This window comes from Streptomyces luteogriseus (assembly GCF_014205055.1).
Classification (GTDB): domain Bacteria; phylum Actinomycetota; class Actinomycetes; order Streptomycetales; family Streptomycetaceae; genus Streptomyces; species Streptomyces luteogriseus.
Map to the genome: position 1 here is coordinate 4,081,630 of NZ_JACHMS010000001.1, position 20,280 is coordinate 4,101,909.

A 20,280-nucleotide genomic window follows, 5' to 3' on the forward strand; every position below is an offset into this window, starting at 1 on the left:
TTCATGCCATGACAACTGATCTGGACAGCTCCCAGCAGGTCGTCGTTCGGCTGGACGACGTCCACAAGGAGTACGGCGACGCGAAGGCCCTGGACGGTGTCGACCTGGATATCCGTGCCGGGGAAGCAGTCGCGGTGATGGGGCCCTCCGGGTGCGGCAAGTCCACGCTGCTCAACATGGTTGCCGGCCTGGACCGCCCGACGACGGGAACGGTGCGGGTCCATGGCCAGGACCTGGAGAAGTTGAACGAGACGGGGCTGGCCCTGTTCCGGCGGCGACACATCGGCATGATCTTCCAGTTCTTCAACCTGATCGACGACCTGCCTGCCCTGGACAATGTCGCGCTGGCCGCACAGCTGACCGGCACGTCCGCCCGGCAGGCTCGCCGCCGCGCGCTGGAACTCCTCGATGAACTGGGCATCGCCGACCGCAAGGACACGTACCCGGCCGCATTGAGCGGAGGCGAGCGTCAACGAGTTGCCGTGGCTCGGGCGCTGATGAACCGCCCGGCCCTGCTCCTGGCCGACGAGCCGACGGGCGCGCTGGACAGCCGCTCGGGCGAGCAGGTCATGGACCTGCTGATCGACCTCAACCAGATCGGGCAGACCCTGCTCATCGTCACGCACGACCCGCACCTGGCCACCCGCTGCGCCAGCCGCCTCATCGAGGTCGCCGACGGCCGAGTGGCCCGCGAGAGCACGCTGGAGCCCACCGCATGAGCGCCGTGTGGAGGGCCTCGCGTGCGGCCGTGAAACGCCGCAGGCTCCAGACGCTCGTCATCGGGCTCGTGGTCCTGTGCTCCACCACGACCATCCTGCTCGGGCTGGGGCTGCTCACTGCGGCCTCAGCCCCCTTCGACAAGGCCTTCGACCAGCAGCGCGGCGCCCACGCCGTGGCGGCGTTCGACCTGGAGAAGGCGTCGCGTGCGCAGCTGGCGCAGACGGCCCACCGCCCTGGCGTCGAGGCCGCCGCCGGGCCCTTCGGGCAAGCCGTCCTGGAGATGCCCACTGACTGGCTGTGGATGTCGGCCGGTTCTCTCGCCGTCGTGGGCCGGGCTGATCCGGACGGCCCGGTGGACCGCATCCGCCTCCTGGAGGGCCGCTGGGCCACCGCTCCCGGTGAGATCGTCGTCAACTGGCCCGTCGAGGGCACGCCCGGCCCCGGCCGGCTCGGCACCGAGCTCAAGCCCCGCGGAGCCCCGCCCCTCACCGTCGTCGGCTTCGCCACCAGCATGAGCAAGTCCGTCGGGGCCTGGGTCTCACCCGAGCAGATGGATCGACTGAACCCGACCACCGCCCAGATGCTGTACCGCTTCACGAACGCCGCGACCGACCAGGAACTGCGTACCGGCCTCACCACAGCCACCGCCGAGTTGCCCGCCGGTTCGCTGACCACCGAGCAGTCCTACCTCACCCTCAAGCGGGCCTTCTCCGCACAGGCCGATGCATATCTGCCGTTCATGACGCTCTTCGGCGGCCTCGGCCTTCTTGTCTCCGTACTGATCGTCGGGAATGTCGTCAGCGGGGCAGTCGTCTCCGGGCACCGGCACATCGGCGTGCTCAAGTCACTGGGCTTCACCCCGAACCAGGTGGTGGCGGTCTACCTGACGATGGTCTCCATCCCCGCGATCATCGGCTGCGCCGTCGGCACCCTGATCGGCAACGCGGTGGCCGGCCCCATCCTGAAAGTGGCCTTCTCCGGCATCGAAACGGGCAGCGCCTCCATCGGTATCAGCTGGTGGCCGTCCGTCGTCTGCCTGGTGGGCATGCCCGCCCTCGTCGTCATGGCCGCCCTGATCCCCGCCGTACGCGCGCACCGGCTGTCCGCGGCCCAGGCGATCACAGCGGGGAGCGCACCGCGGACCGGACGCGGACTGCGCATCCAGCGCCGACTCAGCGGAACCCGGCTGCCGCGTGCCGTGAGCCTGGGGCTGGGCCAGCCGTTCGCCCGGCCGGGCCGCTCCCTGCTGACCATGGCGGCCATCGTCCTCGGAGTCACCACCGTGACCCTGACGACCGGTCTGACCAGCACCATGGTCGCCTACGGAAATGCCGGCAAGGGCAATGGTTCCGCCCGGATCGATGTACAGGCAGACGCGCCTGCGCGCGGCCAGAACGCTCCGAAGCTGAGTGACCGGCAGACCGAACAACGACTGCGCTCTCTGCCCGGCGCGGATCAGGTGACTGCTCGCGCGCTCACCAAGGTGAGACTGGCCGGGTACACACAGACCGCGTTCGCGAACTTCTACCGCGGGGACACCCAGGACCTCGCCTCCGAAATCGTCAAGGGACACTGGCCGAACCGCGCCGGGGAGGCCGCAGCCGGTCCGGCGTTCCTCCATCAGCACGGGTTGTCGGTAGGCGACCGGGTCACCATCCAGCTGAACGGCAAGCAGGCGCCCGTCACCATCGTGGGTGAGCTCATGGAAGGCAACGCCCAGGCACTGGACTCCAACTGGCAGACGCTGACGCAACTCCACCCGACGACGCAGGCGGCCGAGTACACCGTCCGGCTCGCGCGCGGCGCCGACGCACAGCGCTACATCACAGCGGTCACAGCAGCCGATCCGGCCCTCCGTCCCGCACTGCGGCAGTCGCACGACACCGCCACCACGACCGTTGTCGGCTTCGCGTCGGTGTTCACCGTGCTGCTGACCGTCGTCGCAGCACTCGGCGTCTTCAACACCGTCCTGCTCAACATCCGGGAGCGGCGCCGCGACCTGGGCATGCTCAAGTCGATCGGAATGACGCCGCGCCAAGTCATGGTGATGACCGTGTCATCCGTCGCGGCTCTGGGAGCGACCGGCGGGCTGCTGGGCATCCCCCTGGGGATCGTCGCGCACCGGCTGGTGGTGGACCACGTCGGGGTGGTCTCGTTCCCGGAATCCATGAAGCAGGTCTGGCACATGCCACAGCTGGCCGCCCTCGTTCTGGCGGGCGTGACGATCGCCGTCCTCGGTGCGCTGATCCCGGCGAGGTCGGCAGCGCGGCTCACCATCGCCAAGGTGTTGCACAACGAATAGCTCTTCTCCCCTCAGCGAGCACCTCCGCCGGACCGCCCCGCCCTGATGATGCTGATCGGGGCGTACGGTCCGGTGCCGGCTGCCGGGCCTTCGCACCTGGCACGCTTCTTCTCGTTCTCCACGACCTGGAGCCCGTCGTTGATCTCGCGCCGCTGGTCGGCGTCCACACCGCCCGATCCGATGGGCCCCGGAAATTAACCGAACTCACGTACAACCCTTACGTCCCGCCGCAGGTCTCTTGATCGCCGAACGCCCGTGAACGCCCGGACAACTCCCGGCGAACACGGACAGTTTGGCCCTCCATCGATTGTGGATGTCCGCCAGGCATCCCCCGCATGCAGCAGGAGACCCCGCATGCAGCAGCACGAGCGCCCCTCGGGGCGCCGGTCCGTATCCGTACGCCCGTCCCGGCGCCCCCGCGTGCGGCTCGCCCTGGCGACCGCCGCCGCGGCCGCGCTGACCGGCACGCTGCTCTCGGCCACGGCCGGCACGGCGGCCGCCGCGGACGGCACGTACGCCGCGCGGGCCGACTTCAACGGCGACCACATCGGCGACGTGGCGTTCTCCGCCTCCGGCGCGTACGTCAGCGGCAAGAAGGACGCCGGTCAGCTCGTCGTGCTGTACGGCACGAAAACCGGAGTGTCCTCCGCGAAGCGGTCCGCGATCAGCCAGAACACCACCGGCAACCCGGGCACGGCCGAAACCGGCGACGTGTTCGGGGCCGACAGCGCCTACGCCGACTTCAACGGCGACGGCTACGACGACCTCGCCGTCTCCTCGCCGATGGAGGACGTCGGCAGCGACAAGGACGGCGGCGCCGTCGCGGTCCTGTGGGGCTCGGCCCAGGGCATCACCGGCAAGGGCGTCTCGATCGCCGACGCGGCCCCCACCAAGCACGACCGCTGGGGCCGGAACCTCGCCGCCGGCGACTTCGACGGCGACGGCAAGGCGGACCTGGCCGTCGGCAACACCTCCAACACCATCTACGTGCTGAAGGGCGGCATCAGCGCCTCCGGCACGGCGGTCGAGGGCCGGTACGGCGTCAAGGCTCCCGTCCAGGCGTCGGGCGACGGCTCGGGCCCGCTCAACATCACCGCGGGCGACGTCAACGGCGACCACCGCACGGACCTGGTCGTCGACGGCTTCGAAACCGCCACCGGCCAGTACTGGAACACCAACTACCTGCTGCCGGGCACCAGTACCGGTCTGTCCGCAGCCGGCGCCCAGCCGCTGAAGTCCGGTGTCATCACCGGCATCGGAGACGTCAACGGCGACGGCTTCGGCGACATCGTCACCGGCATGCACTGGAACAAGACCGACGACGGCGTGACCTTCCCCGGGGCCTCCGACGGCGGCAAGGTGTGGATCACGTACGGCACGCCGGACGGCGCCGGTTCCACCACCGGCATCACCCAGAACACCGGTAATGTTCCGGGAAGTTCGGAGAAGAACGACTACTTCGGCTACGAGCTGGACCTCGGCGACGTCAACGGCGACAGCTTCCAGGACCTCGTCGTCGGGGTCGCGGGCGAGGACATCGGCTCCGTCACCGACGCCGGCCAGCTCGTCGTGCTGTACGGCTCGGCCTCCGGCATCAACACCTCCTCCGGCACCCAGTCGTTCGCGCAGAGCACCGCGGGCGTCCCCGGCTCGGACGAGAAGGGCGACTTCCTCGGCGCCGACGTGAAGCTCGAGGACGTCACCGGCGACGGCCGCGCCGACGTACTGGCCGGCTCGTACGAGAACGACGGCAACGGCGCGGTCCTCTACCTGCCGTCCAACGGCACGAAGATCACCGCCACGGGATCGCGCACCGTCTCCCCCAGCGACTCGGGCGTCTCGACGACGGGCTACCCGAACTTCGGCGCGAACTTCGCCGACTGAGCCGTCCGGAACGACTGAGCCATCCGGAACGACCGGGGCGATTGGGGCGACCCACGTCGACGGAGCGGGTCCTGCACCAGCGGGCCCGTTCCGCACCGGCGGGCCGTCCCGCACCGGCGGAACCATCCCACGTCGGCTGGGCCGTCCCACGTCGGCTGGGCCGTCCCACGCCTGCTGGGTTACCTCACACCGGCGCCCCCCGCCCCGGGGCGCCCGGCGGAACACCCGCCGACCGAACCACCTCACGCCGGCGGAACACCCCGGGGCGGAGCCACCCGGCCCCGACCGGCCACCCCGCCGGGCGGAGCACCTCGCACCACCCAGCCACCCGCCGGGCGCAGCACCCGCATCACCCGGCACCACCCACACAGCACCACCCCGCACCACCCGAGCCACCCCCGCACCCCGCACCCTCGGGGCCGGCCCCCAAGTCCGGCCCGGCCCCTTCCCACCCGGAGTCCCACCTTGCGCAAGCGCACCCTCCTGCTGGCCGCCACGCTCACCACCGGCCTGCTCACCTCCGCCCTCGCCGCCCCCGCCACCGCCGCCCCCTCCGGTCTCGCCGGGGACTTCAACGGCGACGGATACCGGGACGTCGCGGCAGGCGCCGCGTGCGCCGACGTCGGCTCGGCCTCGTGCGCCGGTGCCGTCGTCGTGCTGTACGGCTCGGCGTCCGGGGTCTCGGCCGCCCGCAGGGCCGTCATCACCCAGAACTCCGCGGGCGTGCCCGGCACCGCCGAGGCCGGCGACCTGTTCGGCTCCGCCCTGGCCGCCGGCGACCTGGACCGGGACGGCTACTCCGACCTCGTCGTCGGCGCGAGCAACGAGAGCATCGGCGACCGGGACGGCGTCGGCTCCGGCACCATCCTGTGGGGCGGCAAGTCCGGCCTGACCAGCGGCAAGGGCCTGCCGCAGCCGTCGACGCTCTCCGAGTACGGCAACTTCTCCCGGGGCATCGCCACCGGCGACTTCGACGGCGACGGCGACACCGACGTCACGCTCACCGGCCAGAGCCACACCCGCATCTACAACGGCCCCTTCACCCGCACCGCCGGCCCGCTGAACAACCTCCGCGTCGGTGAGGTCGGCACCACGTTCGAGGTGATCGCGGGCGACCTCAGCGGCGACGGCGCGGCCGAGCGCGTCTACCCCTTCAACGTGGACGGCGACACCGGCGGCGAGATCAACTACTTCCGCTGGACCGGCATGACGCACAAGATGGCCGAGCTGCCGAACGCCGACGGCTACCCCGGTTCCATCGGCGACATCAACCGCGACGGCTACGGCGACCTCGTCCTCGGCGACTACGCGGACCCGTACGACCTCAAGCCCGGCGGCCACAAGGGCGGCCAGATCACCGTCTGGTACGGCGGCCCGAACGGCCCCGACCCGGCGCAGCAGCCGACCGTCGTCCACCAGGACACCGCGGGCGTGCCCGGCGCCGCCGAGGCCGAGGACGGCTTCGGCGGCGCGGTGAGCACCGGCGACATCAACGGCGACGGCTACGCCGATGTCGTGGTCTCCGCCCCCGGCGAGGACATCGGCTCGGCGCGGGACGCGGGCTCGGTGACCGTGCTGTTCGGCTCCGCCTCCGGCCTGAAGACCGGCAGCGGCGTGAAGTCGTACACCCAGGACACCGCCGGGGTGCCCGGCACCGCCGAGTCCTCGGACCGCTTCGGTTCCGCGGTCGGCCTGACCGACGTCACCAAGGACGGCAAGGCCGACCTGGTCATCGGCGTCCACGGCGAGAACTCCACCGGCGGCCTGTGGACCCTGCGCGGTTCCGCCTCCGGTCTGACCACGAGCGGCGCGCAGGGCATCACGGCCGCCGCCGTCTCCCTCAAGGGCAGCGTCGACCTCGGCTCGACCGTGGCCCAGTGACGCGGCTCGACCGTGGCCCAGTGACGCCCCGCCGACTCTCCTGTGAGGCACGTACACCCATGCGCTCCCGCATCACCACCGCCGTCCTCGCCGCGGCCCTGACCCCGCTGGCCCTCACCCTGTCCGCCCCGGCCGCGCACGCCGTGCCGGCCGCCGTCCCCTACGACTTCAACGGCGACGGCCGCACCGACCTCGCGATCGGCGCGCCGGGCGCCACGGTCGCCGGGCAGGCGCGGGCGGGCGCCGTGTCGGTGGTCTACGGCAGCAGCAGCGGGCCGAAGAGCTCCACGCACACCCTGCTGACGCAGAACACCGCCGGCATGCCCGGTGCCGCCGAGGCCGACGACGCCTTCGGCTCCGCGCTCGCCTCCGCCGACCTGAACACCGACGGCTACGCCGACCTGCTGGTCGGCACGCCCGGCGAGGACGGCAGCGACAGCAACGACGGCACGGTCACCATCGTCTGGGGCGGTGCCTCCGGCCTGTCCGGGGCCCGTTCGCTGTTCAGCTTCTTCAGCACCGACTACGACCGCTACGGCCGGACGCTGACCGCCGGCGACTTCGACGGCGACGGGGACACCGACGTCGCGGTCGGTTCCACCGGCCCGATCACCCTCTCCCTGGTGGACGGCCCGCTCACCAAGACCGGCGGGTCCAACGGCGGCTCGGGCTCGCGCAACGACTGGTGGTCGTCCTCGAACGGCGTCACCCACCTCTCCTCCGGCGACATCACCGGCGACGGCCGCCCCCGTGTGGTCCTGCACGGCCGCACCGCGCACGACGGCGCCGCCGCCACCTCCCTCGCCGACATGAAGATCGGCAACTACGTCGACTGGCTGCAGAAGCTGCCCGCCGGGTTCGTCTCCGCCGTCGGCGACATCGACGGCGACGGCCACGCCGACATCGCCGTGGGGAACGACCGGGAGGCGTCCGCCGACCCCGGGGGCGCCCTCGGCGGCAAGGTCACCGTCGTCTACGGCGGACCCGACGGCCCTGACAGCGGTCGCGCCCCGCTCGTCCTCACCCAGGACACCGCCGGTGTGCCCGGCGCCGCCGAGAAGGGCGACCGGTTCGGCAGCGGCGTGTCGCTCGGCGACATCAACGGCGACTCGTACGTCGACCTGGCCGTCGGCACCGCGGGCGAGAACAACTCCGCCGGTGCCGTCACCGTGCTGTACGGCTCGGCGTCCGGACTGACCACCAAGGGCGCCACGTCGTACACCCAGAACACCGCCGGTGTGCCGGGTGCCTCCGAGACGGGCGACCGGTTCGGCGAGCGCGTCACGCTCACCGACCACACCGGCGACCACCGCGCCGACCTGTCCGTCTCCGCGCCGGGAGAGAACGCCGGCGACGGCGCCGTCTGGTCCCTGCGCGCCACGGCGACCGGCCCCACCACCTCCGGCTCGACGAGCTTCGGCCCGGGCACGACGGGCATCTCGACGGCCGGCACCCCGGGCTACGGCACCGCGCTCAACTCCTGACCAGCGCCGGCTCCTGACCACCGCCTCCCACTCGACGACCCGACGGGGACCTTGATGCGCAAGCGCACCATCCTCCTGGCCACGGCCCTCACCACCGGCCTGCTCACGGCGGCCCTGCCCGCGGCGACGGCCACCGCCGCACCCGCCGCCGGCCCCACGGCCGACTTCAACGGCGACGGCTACGGCGACGTGGCCTTCGCCGCCCCCTACGCCAAGGTCGACGGCCAGGGCATGGCCGGTTACGTCGCCGTGGTCCACGGCGGCGCCACCGGCCTCGACCCGGCCAGGAACACCGTGATCAGCCAGAACACCGCCGGTGTGCCCGGTGACGCCGGCACCGAGGACACCTTCGGCCGTGCGCTCGCCCGGGCCGACCTCAACGGCGACGGCTACACCGACCTCGCGGTCGGCGCTCCCGGCGACCGCGACGGCACCGACGGCGACGGCGGCTCCGTCACCGTCCTGTGGGGCTCGGCGAACGGCCTGCAGAACGGCACCACGGTCAAGGACCCGGCGGTCTCCGCCCACAGCAACTGGGGCAACCAGCTGACCGCGGGCGACTTCGACGGTGACGGCGCACAGGATCTGGCCGTGGCCACCGACACCGACGACGTCCACATCGTCCGCGGCCCGTTCACCACCACCGGCACCACGGGCGGCACGCAGAAGATCTCCACCCCCGAGCCGGCGTGGATCGTCGACGCCATGAAGGCGGGCGACACCAATGCCGACGGCAGGTCGGACCTGGTCCTCACCTACCGGGTCTTCACCGACGACGAGACGGGCAGCTGGTCCAAGGGCGTCGCCTACCTCGGCTCCCCCACCGGCCCGGACACCACGGCCCCCCGGGCTCTGAACGGCGGCACCTCCCTGGCCCTCGGCGACATCGACGGCGACGGCCATGACGAGATCGCCCTCGGCAACGTCTTCAGCAAGGGCAGCGACCACACCGGCAGCCTCGGCGGCCGGGTCGTCGTCGTCCGCGGCTCGGAGGGCGGCCCGGTCAACGGCGACGCGCCCATGGCCGAGCTCACCCAGGACTCCCCCGGCGTCCCCGGTGCCGACGAGGAGCGCGACAACTTCGGTGGCTCCGTCTCCATCGGGGACACCAACGGCGACGGCTACGGCGACCTCGCCATCGGCGTCGGCTTCGAGGACATCGGCACCACCGAGGACGCCGGCGCCGCGATCCTCATGAACGGCTCCGCCTCGGGTGTCTCGCGCACCGGCGCCCGCACCGTCACCCAGAACACCGCCGGCGTCCCCGGCACCGCCGAGGCCACGGACTACTTCGGTTCCGAGACCCTGCTGGCCGACGTCACCCGGGACGGCCACGCCGAGTTCACGATCACCGCGGGTTTCGAGGACGAGGGCATCGGCGCCGTCACGGCCCTGCGCGGCTCCGCCACCGGCCCCGTCACCGACGGCGCCCGCACCTTCGGCCCGGGCAGCCTCGGCCAGACCCGCTCGTACGGCGCGTTCGGCGCCAACCTCATCGGCTGACCGACCAAGGAGACACCATGCGCAGATCCACCTCGGCCGCCCTGGTCGCCGCCCTGCTGGCGACCGGCGTCACCCCCGTGCTCCTCACCGGCCCCGCCGCCGCGGCGGTGGCCAAGCACTACGACGACTTCAACGGCGACGGCCGCCGCGACCTCGCCTACGGCGGCTACAACGACGTCGACCGCGAGGGCGGCACGATCACCGTCGTGTACGGCACCGCCACCGGCCTCGACACCGCCCACCCGAAGTACCTCCACCAGGACAGCGCGGGCGTGCCCGGCTCCGGTGAGGAGGACGACCAGTTCGGCGCGTCCCTGGCGAGCGCCGACCTCGACAAGGACGGCTACGCGGACCTCGTCGTCGGCAACCCCACCGAGCACGTGGGCGGCGACGACTACCGCGGCACGGTCACCGTCCTGTGGGGCTCGAAGTCCGGCCTGTCCGGCGGCACCAACATCGCCCCCGTCGGCGGCGCGGTCGGCCACTTCGGCCGCGACCTGGCGACCGGCGACTTCACCGGCGACGGCTCCCCCGACCTGGCCGTGATCGGCGGCGAGGAGGCGTGGCTGTACCGCGGCCCCTTCACCAAGTCGGGCACCACCGGCAAGGTCAGCAAGATCGACAAGGGGTCCGGAGGCTGGTACTCCACCGCCCTGGCCGCCGGGAAGGTCGACGGGGACGGCAGGACGGACCTGGTGGTGATCGGCACGGAGATCAACGGCAGCGACATCCGCGAGCGCGCCTGGTACCTGAAGGGCACCTCCTCCGGTCTCTCCTCGGGCGCCTCCAAGACCCTCAGCGACCGGCAGGAGGGCCTCTACCCGAGCCCCGTGATCGGCGACTTCGACAAGAACGGCTACGGCGACATCGCCCTCGGCGTGCCCGACAAGGACAACGGCAAGGGCGCCGTCACGATCTGGCGCGGCACGTCGTCGGGCCCGGGCACGTCGGTCACCCTCACCCAGGCCACCTCCGGCGTCTCCGGCAGCCCCGAGGCCGACGACAACTTCGGCTACGCGATCTCGGCCGCCGACACCAATGGCGACGGCTACGCGGACCTCGCGGTGGGCGTCCCGCACGAGGACGTCGACGGCAAGCAGGACCAGGGCGGCGTCCACGTCTTCCGCGGCGGCTCCGGCGGCCTCAGCGGCGCGCGTTCCTCGTGGATCGCCCAGACGGTGCTCGGCCCGGCCGACTCCGGCGCCGCCTTCGGCTACACCGTCCGCCTGCGCGACCTGACCGCCGACGGCAAGGCCGACCTGGCGGTGGGCGCGGCGAACGGTGCGCTGCTCATGCGCGGCACGAGCACGGTCCCGACGAAGACCGGCGCGATCAGCCTTCCGGAGCTGGGCGGCTCCTTCGCCGACTGACCGGGCCTGACCGGACGGGCGCGGGGCAACCGCCCCGCCCCGCCCGGACCGGACCGGACCGGGGCATGGGCCGGGGCATGACCCGTACGGCCGAACCCTGACACCCCACGGACACCCAACGTCCCTGCCCCTTAAGGGATGTCACAGCTCGGCCGCAAAGCCGGGCCCGAAAGCCCCGGCCCGGCACGCCACCGCCGGGGACCAGGTACGTTCGAAGACGTGGCTGGATTCAGGATCGGACGCGGCCGGAACAACGGCGCTCCTCAGACGCGACCGCACAACCCTCCGTACGGGCAGCAGACGCCGCAGGGGCCGCCGTACGGCTCCCCGCCGGCGCCGCAGCCGTACCCGCAGCAGCAGCCGTACGGCAACGGCGGCGGCCCCTCGTGGCCGCAGCCGAACGCCGGGCACGGCGGCGGCCAGGGCGAGCCGGAGTACTTCGGCGACGGCGCGTACCCGCCCGGCCCGCAGGGCCCGCACGATCCGTACGCGGCGAACAACCCGGGCCACACCCAGGCCTTCTCGGTCGGCGAGGACCCCTACACACAGGGCGACACCTACCGCGCCGGCGCCGCGGCCCCGCCGTCCGGCCCGGTCGGCCCGCGCCTGCACTGGAAGCAGCTGCTGCGGGGGATCGTCCTCGCCCCCAACCAGACCTTCCTCCAGATGCGGGACTACTCGATGTGGGGCCCGGCCCTCGTCGTCACGTTCCTCTACGGCCTGCTCGCCGTCTTCGGCTTCGACGGGGCCCGCAAGGATGCGATAAACGCCACACTGTCGAACGCGGTGCCGATCGTCCTGACGACGGCCGTCGCGATGGTGCTGAGCGCGTTCGTCCTGGGCGTGGTCACCCACACGCTGGCCCGCCAGCTCGGTGGCGACGGCGCCTGGCAGCCCACGGTCGGCCTGTCCATGCTGATCATGTCCCTCACGGACGCGCCCCGCCTGGTCTTCGCGATGTTCGCGGGCGGCGATGCGACGTTCGTCCAGCTCCTGGGCTGGGCCACCTGGATCGCGGGCGGCGCCCTGCTGACCCTCATGGTCGGCCGCTCCCACGACCTGCCCTGGCCGAAGGCGCTGGGCGCGTCGGCGATCCAGCTGATCGCGCTGCTGTCGATCGTGAAGCTCGGCACGGTCTGATCTCCTGCGGGTACGAGAGAGGGGCTCCCCCCCCGGGGGGGGAGCCCCTCTTTCTGTCTTCTCCCGCTGGTCAGGCGTCGAGCACCTGGCCGGCCCGCCGCACCACGGGCGGTTCGACACTCCACGGGAAGTTGATCCAGTCGTCGGTGCGCTTCCACACGTACTCGCACTTCACGAGCGACTGGGACTTCTCGTAGACGACGGCGCTGCGCACCTCGGCGACGGTGTCGAGGCAGAAGTCACGCACCAGCTTGAGCGTCTTGCCGGTGTCGGCGACGTCGTCGGTGATCAGCACCTTCTTCTGCGAGAAGTCGATCACGTTGGGGACGGGCGCGAGCATGACGGGCATCTCGAGGGTCGTCCCCACACCGGTGTAGAACTCCACGTTCACCAGGTGGATGTTCTTGCAGTCGAGGGCGTAGGCGAGCCCGCCGGCCACGAAGACGCCGCCGCGGGCGATGCTGAGGACTATGTCGGGCTCGTAGCCGTCGTCGGCGATGCTCTGCGCGAGCTCGCGCACGGCGACGCCGAACTTCTCGTAGGTCAGGTTCTCCCGCACTGCGCTCATGCCGATGTCGCTCACACCTGGGTCCGATGGAAGTTGAGGAAGGACCGGGAGGCGGTCGGCCCGCGCTGGCCCTGGTACCGGGACCCGTACCGCTCGCTGCCGTAGGGGAAGTCGGCGGGCGAGCTGAGCTTGAACATGCACAGCTGCCCGATCTTCATGCCCGGCCAGAGCTTGATGGGCAGAGTGGCGAGGTTGGACAGCTCCAGGGTCACGTGGCCGCTGAAGCCGGGGTCGATGAACCCGGCGGTGGAGTGCGTCACCAGCCCCAGGCGCCCCAGCGAGCTCTTGCCCTCCAGCCGGGAGGCGAGATCGTCGGGCAGGGTGATGACCTCGTACGTGCTGGCGAGGACGAACTCCCCGGGATGCAGGATGAACGGCTCATCGCCTTCCGGCTCCACGAGCCGGGTCAGGTCGGCCTGTTCGATGGCGGGGTCGATGTGGGGGTACCGGTGATTCTCGAACACCCGGAAGTAGCGGTCGAGGCGTACATCGACGCTCGACGGCTGCACCATCGATTCGTCGTACGGGTCGATCCGCACCCGCCCTGCATCGATCTCGGCCCGGATGTCTTTGTCTGAGAGAAGCACGCCCCGAGGATACGCAAGGCGCGCGGAGCGACCACAACCGGACGTCTCCGCGCGCCTTGTTCCTGTTGCCTACTGCTTGTCCGTTACCGCGTCGGCCACGCCGCCACTGCAACCGCGGCCACTGCGGCTGCCGCTACCGCTTCTGATAGCTGACGGGCACCACGCTCCGGAGCCGCGCACATCGCGGGCACCGAAGCAGCCGCCCGGGGCCGAGCCGCTCGGCCTGCTGCATCGGGAACGAAGCGGTACTGAACACGTGCCCATCGGCACAACGGACGACGGTGCGCTCCATCAAGTCCAAGAGTCCCTTCCCCAAGAGCCGCGTCTGGCTGCTGCTTGCCTGACGACAAAAGCCACAGTACGGGATCAAAGGGACGGCCCTCCAGGCGGCACTCCGGTCCCGCCCGGGCCCTCTTTCGCACCCCCACCGTACGCCCCAACTCCGTTCCCCCGCAGCCGCATCCCATCCCTGAAACGTCCTCAGGCCCCGCGGCTCAAACGCCGGAGGCCTGACATGAGGTAGAGTGAGCGAGCATTCGACACCGACCCCGGTCGGCGTCTTACGCGGGTGTAGTTTAATGGTAGAACATCAGCTTCCCAAGCTGAGAGCGCGAGTTCGATTCTCGTCACCCGCTCCATGACGAAGGCCCAGGTCAGAGACCTGGGCCGTTTTGCTGTCCGCTGTGATCGGTCGGCGGTGCCGGATCCGTGCCAGAACACTGATCGCCGGGGTCGGCGGCTGGCTCTTCTGGCACGGCGGCAACTTCCTGCCGGCGCTCGTCATCGGGGCGCTGACACATCGGCGCGACCTACTCGGAGGACCGCCCGGCACGGACCGTCGCGTGAAGGTGGCACCGGAGCGGGTGGACAGCGTTTGACCGGTGTGACGGAGGCCGTGGAACCGGAAGCCCTCGGGCATGCCGACGATCTCCCGCACCTTCCGGCCGAAGGTGCTGCGGCGGAAGGGAGCACCTTGCTCGCCGAGGGAGAGCAGCCCATCGGGGCCCGGCTCGGCGTACGACTCCAGGTGCCAACGGTGCTCGCGGCGGAGGAAGGCGGGAAGCACCTGGGTGGCATGATCACCGCCCTGGACCTCCGCTACCCCATGAGCGACGACCACCCGCTGACCGGCCGCCGGGTCCCCGACGTCGATCTGAAGACCGGTGACGGCCGGCGTCGCGTCTTCGAACTGCTGCGTACCGCGCGCCCCGTGCTGCTCGACCTGCGCGGTGACACCGCACTGGCCGCCACGGCCGAGAGCTGGGCCGATCGCGTCGACCTCGTCGAAGCCCGGTCCACGGCCGACCACTGGCCCGTCTGGCCGGCCGGCGAGGCCCCCGCCCCCGCCGCGCTCCTGATCCGCCCCGACGGCCACGTCGCCTGGACCGCACGCGCCGGCACCACCCCCGACCCCGCCGCCCTCCGGACCGCCCTCACCGCCTGGTTCGGCCCGGCCACGGCCGACTGAACCGAGGCGAGAAGCTTGCTGCGGGACACCGCGGCGATGCGACACCGGTCTGCTGCGGCACGGTGGACGTCGTTCACTGCCGCGCCGGTTTCGCACCGGCAGACCGCACGCCCGGCGCTCGGCTCAGCGCGGGCGGGCGGGCGCACGGTCCACACCACCATCCCGGTTGGCTGCTGAGGATGTGCCCGTACGCGGTGTCCAGCCTCACCCGCTGCATCGGGGAGTCGACCGTACCTGTGGTGCGTCACCCGCTCCACAACCGCACCAATGGCCCTCTCCGGCCTCCTCGTTGGCGGGGTCGTCCCTGCGGCGCTTCCCATGCTCGGTGTGCACCAAGTCGTCAAAGCCGGCCGCGACCTCGCGTCCGGTACCAGCAGAAGGCCCCGACCGTCCAGGGGGACGGCTCCCGGCTCTCTGCTTGGGCTGGCTTCAGCTCCGAAGCACATGCCTGCCGGAGTGATCACGGGACCGCCCGTGCCTACCGTGATGTGGCATGCCAACCTTCTCACCGACTTCTGGGACCGGCAGGCGCGCCGGCCTCGCGGCCCTGGTGGCGGCCACCGTGCTGGCCACCGGCCCGGCGGCGACCGCGCAGGCGCCGGGCTCACGCTCCGGCGGCGACTGCGGCACGCACGACCAGACCCGCCAGGCGCTGCGCATCCTCACCGAGCGCGACGGCATCACCGGTGCCGCGGTCCTGGTGAGCGACCCCACCGCGGACGAGTCCTGCGGGCGTTGGGCCGAGACCGCCGGGACGGCGGATCTGCGTACCGGACGCCCGATGAACACCCTCGACCGGTTGCGCGTCGGCAGCGTGACCAAGACGTTCACCGCGGCGCTCGTCCTCCGACTCGTAGCCGAGCACCGCCTCTCGCTGGAAGCCCCCGTCGACCGCTATCTGCCCGGCCTGATTCACGGACCCGGCCACGACGGGGGCCTGATCACCGTACGACGGCTCCTGCAGCACACCAGCGGACTGCCCGACTATCTCGACGCCCCCGAATGGGAGCATCCCGAGCGGCTGCGGTACCGCCACTTCGAGCCGCGCGACCTCGTCACGCGTGCTCTCGAACTGCCGCGCCCGCAGGGCACCTGGCACTACGCCACCACCAATTACCTCGTCCTCGGCATGATCGTCCGCGAGGTCACCGGCCGTACCCCCGAGGCGGAGATCACCCGCCGCATCATCAAGCCCCTCGGGCTGCACGACACCTACTGGCCCGGCGACGACACCCGCGTCCGAGGACCTCACTCCCGCAGCTACTTCATCGACGGCGACGGCCGACGCGTCGACGGCACCGCCTGGAACTTGACCTTCGGCGGGGTCGGCGGCGCCCTGGTCTCGTCGCCGGGCGACCTGACGCGGTTCGCTGCCGCCCTGTTCGACGGCCGGCTGCTGCCCGAGGCCCAACTGGCCGAGATGCGACGGACGGTGGCGGCCGACGCCGATCGGCTGTGGCCGGGCGCCCGCTACGGGCTGGGCCTGATCTCGACACCGCTGTCCTGCGGCGGGACGTGGTGGGGGCACGGCGGCACGGTGCCCGGCGGTCACCGGGCGCTGATCGCCGTCGGCCCCGGCGGACGGAGTGTCGCCGTCGCCCTGAACAAGGTGCCCGCCTCTCTCCAGGCCGAACTCGACTTCCTGGACCTCGTCGACAAGTCCCTCTGCGAGGGCAGGTCTTCCGAAAGGACTTCCGCATGACCGGCTTCCCGCCCTCCCCCGGCACACCGTCCCGTACGACGCCCTCCCCCACCTCCTTAGCCCGTACGGCTCCGTTGCCTCCGGCCCCACCGCCTGCCCCCAACTCCCCCGCAGCCGCGAGCACAGCCGGACCGCGCGGTTCCACGGCCGGCGGCCTGCACCGGCTCGTGTCGCGCACCGCGGCAGGGGCCGCCCTGTGCCTGGTCGGGGCGCTCACGGTCGCCGCGTCGCCCCCAGCGGCGGCCGAACCCGCCCCTGCGATCGCCGACCCTCTCGCCCGCTACCACCGGCAGCACCTCGACTGGAAGAGCTGCCTGCTCGGACCCGACGACGAGACCGGCAAGGAACTCCAGCAGGCGGGCGCCCAGTGCGCCGACGTCACCGTCCCGTTGAACCATGACGACCCGGACGGCCGCACGATCACTGTCGCGATCTCGCGGATCCGGGCCACCGACACGGCCCACCGCGTGGGCGCGCTGCTGCTCAACGGTGGTGGCCCCGGCGGGCAGACGATCGGCGACCCGCCGTGGGTGCGCACGGCGATGAAGCAGGTCGGTGAGCGCTACGACGTGGTGGGCGTCGACCCCCGTTTCGTCGGCCGCAGCACACCGCTGGACTGCCACTGGCCCACCGGCTCCTTCATACGCGGAGCGGGAATCGACCGTGCGGGGTTCGACCGCGCGGTGGCCCTGGCCGAGGAACTCGCCGGTCGTTGCCGGACGTCCCAGGGCGACGTCCTGCCGTACGCCACGACCCGGAACACCGCACGCGACATGGACGTCATCCGCGCCGTGCTCGGCGAGCCAAGGATCTCCTACCTCGGATACTCGTACGGCACCTACCTCGGCCAGGTGTACGCCACGATGTTCCCCGGCCGCACCGACCGAGTCGTACTGGACGGCGTCGTCGCTCCCGACGGCTACAACCCCCGGCTGCTGCGCGGCACGGAACCGGCCAACCGGCACGCTCTCAAGGGCTGGGCCTCCTGGGCAGCCGCCCGCGACACCGACTACGGTCTGGGCCGCACCCCTGGCGATGTGCTGGCGGCCGTGGACAGCGTCCAGGCGGCGGCCGGACGTAGGCCCCTGCCCATCGGCGCCCACCGGGTGGATGAGCATCTGCTGCCCGTCGTCGTCTTCAGCGGCCTCTCACAGGACAACGACGCCGCCTACGCCGATCTCGCGCAGGCCGTACGGGACATGCGTCGCGCCGCCGACGGCCACACCGTCACCCCCTCGCCGTGGCTGGCCGAAACGCTCGGCTTCCTGCTGAAGGGATCCGACTCCGCATACGGCAGTGCCCAGACAGCGATCCTGTGCGGGGACGCGTCCGCGCCGCGCTCTCCCGAGGTGTACTGGCGCGATGTCCAACGTGCCCGTGCGCAGGACCCGTTGTTCGGTCCCGTCACCAACAACATCGGTCCGTGCGCGTTCTGGGACCCGCCACGCGAGCGCCCCACCACGATCCGCGGCGACCTTCCGGCCTTGCTCGTCAACGCGACCGGTGACCCTCGGACCACCTACCGGAGCGCGCAGACCGTGCGCCGCATGTGGCCCTCCTCCCGCCTGGTCACCCTCCGTGGCGCGGACCAGCACGCCGTGTACGGCGTCTTCGGCAGCTCCTGTGCCGACGCGACGGTCAACACCTACCTGGCCACCGGCCGCCTGCCGGCCACGGACGTCACCTGCGACCGGCCTTCCGGCTGAGGGAGGCGGTCCGGCGGCCACCACCGCTGGAAGTGACCTCCCGGCGAGCGCCGACAAACGCACGGAGAGAGATCGCCGGACCTGTCGCGCGTCGCCCGTGGCCCCTCCCGCCGATCGAGTGGCGCGGTCCCGCTTGACCGGGCCGGTGCTTGCCGCGCGCGTACCCCACGTGGCGGCCGATGATGGGAACACGGCCGAACACGCGGAGCTGGTCATGACGGGTTGGCGGGTCCGGGACTACTCCCCGGACGATCTCGAGGGAGTCCTCCGTGTCGACATGGAGAGCGGCACGACCGAGGAACCGGCTCTCTTCCCGCTCTCGGACGCCGTGACGGCCCTCCAGGCCCTCCACCCCGCTGTGGTGGCCACGGCGAACGACGTGGTCGTGGGCGCCGCGGTGAGCAGGGTGGAGGGTGACCGGGCGTGGATCCTGCGCATCTGCATGGCACCCGCCTGGCGGCACCAGGGGCTGGGCAGCGCCCTGATCACGGCCCTTGAGCGACGGCTTCTCACCGACGGTGTCCGCGCGGTCCACGCCGCCCTGCCCGAGGGGGAGACCGGTGCCACCGCGCTGCGTAACTCCGGGTTCGGCGCCCGATCGGGCCTGGTCCTCTTCGAGAAGCGCAGACCGGTGCCCTTGCAGGCGGCCGACATGCTCTCCTCGCTCGGAGCGGAGCTGCCGCCCGGCGGACTGTGGCAGAAGGTCGCGGGCATGCAGAACGAGAAGCAGCTCATCGAGCGCCGTCTGGTCCTGCCACTGGCCCATCCCGGACTGGCCGCGGAGCACGGTGTGGAGCTGCCGCGCGCGGTGATGCTGTTCGGTCCGCCCGGGACCGGCAAGAGCACCTTCGCGCACGCGATCGCCAGCCGCCTGGGATGGCCCTTCCTCGAGCTGTTCCCCGCGCGTCTGGCCGCCGAGTACGGCCTGGCGAGCGGGCTGAGCCGGCGCTTCGACGAGATATCCCGGCTCGACCACGTCCTGGTGTTCATCGATGAGGTCGAGGAGGTCGCCGGCGCACGCAGCGGCGCGGACGCGACCGCGGTCGGCGTCGTCAACGAGCTGCTCAAGGCGATCGTCCGGTTCCGCAGGCAGGACGGGCGGCTGCTCGTTTGCGCCACGAACAACGTGACCACGCTCGACTCCGCGTTCCTGCGACACGGCCGCTTCGACTACGTACTGCCGATCGGCCCTCCCGACCACCGCGCCAGGACCGCGCTGTGGGAGAGCTACCTGACACGAGCGGGCGCGAAGGCCGACAGCGAGGCGCTCGCGTCCGCCAGCGAAGGTTTCACACCGGCCGACATCGCCCACGTGACACGAACCGTCTCCCAAGCTGGATTCGAGCAAACTTTCGATACTGGAACCCGCGTCCTCCCTTCCACGCACGACTACCTGGACACGATCCGCAACACGCAGCCCACGGTCAGCGCCGCCGTGGCCCAGGAGTTCGCCGAGCAGATGGAGCAGTACGCCCGCCTCTAGCGTCCCCGCCCTGGAAGCACGGCGAGGGCATGTGCCCGGTGTGCCGAAGGTCGTAGCACCGTCCGGCATGCCCACGACCTCCCGGGCTTTCCGCCGCTTCCGCCCGGAGCCGCTGCGCCGGAAGGGAGCCCCCTTCCCACCGGCGAAGAGCAGCCCGTCCGGGCCCGGCTCGGCGTAGGACTCCCGATGCCAACGGAGCCCCCGGCGAGGAAGTCGGGAAACTCCACAGTCCGCGAGGCGGTTGCCTTCCGGTCCGGCCGTGCTCCGGCGGTCCCTACTCTTCACGCCTCAGCGCTCTCCGGATGAGCAAGAAGGCCGCAACAGCGACCAGGGCGATCCCGATGAGGATCAGCAGTGCCCCGAGGACGATCAGGACCGTCCCGACCAGCATCAACATCGCCCCCACCAGGATCAATATCGTCCCGATGACGAGAAGAAAAGCCGCGAGGACGGTCATAGCTGCCTCCTGCCCCCACTCGACT

15 protein-coding genes and 1 tRNA gene are annotated in these 20,280 nt (G+C 71.6%); 13 read left to right on the top strand and 3 right to left on the bottom strand.

Annotation, left to right across the window (positions count from 1 at the left end; all coding sequences use genetic code 11):
* Nucleotides 1-8: 8 nt before the first annotated feature.
* The 8 genes from BJ965_RS17785 to BJ965_RS17820 all read left to right on the top strand — a co-directional run bounded on the left by BJ965_RS17785 (nucleotide 9) and on the right by BJ965_RS17820 (nucleotide 12,284).
* Nucleotides 9-719 (top strand): ABC transporter ATP-binding protein, encoded by a 711-nt coding sequence (locus BJ965_RS17785; RefSeq protein WP_184909571.1) that lies wholly within the window; start codon nucleotides 9-11, stop codon nucleotides 717-719.
* Nucleotides 716-3,022, top strand: coding sequence for an ABC transporter permease (locus BJ965_RS17790; protein WP_184909572.1), 2,307 nt, complete (start codon nucleotides 716-718; stop codon nucleotides 3,020-3,022). The genes BJ965_RS17785 and BJ965_RS17790 overlap by 4 nt, the downstream gene beginning before the upstream one ends.
* A 354-nt stretch (nucleotides 3,023-3,376) precedes the next feature.
* A complete protein-coding gene (locus tag BJ965_RS17795) occupies nucleotides 3,377-4,906 on the top strand; it encodes a VCBS repeat-containing protein (protein WP_184909573.1) in 1,530 nt (509 codons plus the stop codon).
* Between the two features lie 465 nt (nucleotides 4,907-5,371).
* On the top strand, nucleotides 5,372-6,787 hold the full coding sequence (locus tag BJ965_RS17800) for an FG-GAP repeat protein (protein ID WP_184909574.1): 1,416 nt from the start codon (nucleotides 5,372-5,374) through the stop codon (nucleotides 6,785-6,787).
* Nucleotides 6,788-6,846: 59 nt separating this feature from the next.
* Nucleotides 6,847-8,271 carry an FG-GAP-like repeat-containing protein gene (locus tag BJ965_RS17805; RefSeq protein ID WP_184909575.1) on the top strand — a complete coding sequence of 475 codons (1,425 nt, stop codon included), beginning with the start codon at nucleotides 6,847-6,849 and terminating at the stop codon, nucleotides 8,269-8,271.
* 54 nt (nucleotides 8,272-8,325) lie between these two features.
* Complete coding sequence (locus tag BJ965_RS17810) at nucleotides 8,326-9,774, top strand: FG-GAP and VCBS repeat-containing protein (protein ID WP_184909576.1); 1,449 nt, start codon at nucleotides 8,326-8,328, stop codon at nucleotides 9,772-9,774.
* A gap of 17 nt (nucleotides 9,775-9,791) precedes the next feature.
* Nucleotides 9,792-11,144 (top strand): FG-GAP and VCBS repeat-containing protein, encoded by a 1,353-nt coding sequence (locus BJ965_RS17815; protein WP_184909577.1) that lies wholly within the window; start codon nucleotides 9,792-9,794, stop codon nucleotides 11,142-11,144.
* 138 nt (nucleotides 11,145-11,282) lie between these two features.
* Nucleotides 11,283-12,284: a Yip1 family protein gene (locus BJ965_RS17820; RefSeq protein ID WP_184909578.1), complete on the top strand. Its 1,002-nt coding sequence runs from the start codon at nucleotides 11,283-11,285 to the stop codon at nucleotides 12,282-12,284.
* Between the two features lie 70 nt (nucleotides 12,285-12,354).
* Here BJ965_RS17820 and BJ965_RS17825 read toward each other — a convergent pair whose 3' ends face one another.
* Both BJ965_RS17825 and dcd read right to left on the bottom strand, forming a co-directional pair.
* On the bottom strand, nucleotides 12,355-12,852 hold the full coding sequence (locus BJ965_RS17825) for a phosphoribosyltransferase (RefSeq protein WP_184909579.1): 498 nt from the start codon (nucleotides 12,850-12,852) through the stop codon (nucleotides 12,355-12,357).
* Nucleotides 12,853-12,863: 11 nt separating this feature from the next.
* A complete protein-coding gene (gene dcd, locus BJ965_RS17830; protein ID WP_184909580.1) occupies nucleotides 12,864-13,439 on the bottom strand; it encodes a dCTP deaminase in 576 nt (191 codons plus the stop codon).
* Nucleotides 13,440-14,003: 564 nt separating this feature from the next.
* Here dcd and BJ965_RS17835 point away from each other — a divergent pair.
* The 5 genes from BJ965_RS17835 to BJ965_RS17855 all read left to right on the top strand — a co-directional run bounded on the left by BJ965_RS17835 (nucleotide 14,004) and on the right by BJ965_RS17855 (nucleotide 19,798).
* Nucleotides 14,004-14,077, top strand: a tRNA-Gly gene (locus BJ965_RS17835).
* A gap of 335 nt (nucleotides 14,078-14,412) precedes the next feature.
* Nucleotides 14,413-14,907 carry an aromatic-ring hydroxylase C-terminal domain-containing protein gene (locus BJ965_RS17840; protein WP_246548640.1) on the top strand — a complete coding sequence of 165 codons (495 nt, stop codon included), beginning with the start codon at nucleotides 14,413-14,415 and terminating at the stop codon, nucleotides 14,905-14,907.
* Between the two features lie 493 nt (nucleotides 14,908-15,400).
* Nucleotides 15,401-16,609, top strand: a complete 1,209-nt coding sequence (locus BJ965_RS17845; RefSeq protein ID WP_184909581.1) for a serine hydrolase domain-containing protein — start codon at nucleotides 15,401-15,403, stop codon at nucleotides 16,607-16,609.
* A 167-nt stretch (nucleotides 16,610-16,776) separates the two neighbouring features.
* Nucleotides 16,777-18,315, top strand: a complete 1,539-nt coding sequence (locus BJ965_RS17850; RefSeq protein ID WP_313666945.1) for an alpha/beta hydrolase — start codon at nucleotides 16,777-16,779, stop codon at nucleotides 18,313-18,315.
* Nucleotides 18,316-18,529: 214 nt separating this feature from the next.
* Entirely contained in the window at nucleotides 18,530-19,798 is a 1,269-nt protein-coding gene (locus BJ965_RS17855; protein WP_184909583.1) for an ATP-binding protein, read from the top strand.
* Nucleotides 19,799-20,072: 274 nt separating this feature from the next.
* Here BJ965_RS17855 and BJ965_RS17860 read toward each other — a convergent pair whose 3' ends face one another.
* Entirely contained in the window at nucleotides 20,073-20,255 is a 183-nt protein-coding gene (locus BJ965_RS17860) for a hypothetical protein (RefSeq protein WP_184909584.1), read from the bottom strand.
* Between the last annotated feature and the right edge of the window lie 25 nt (nucleotides 20,256-20,280).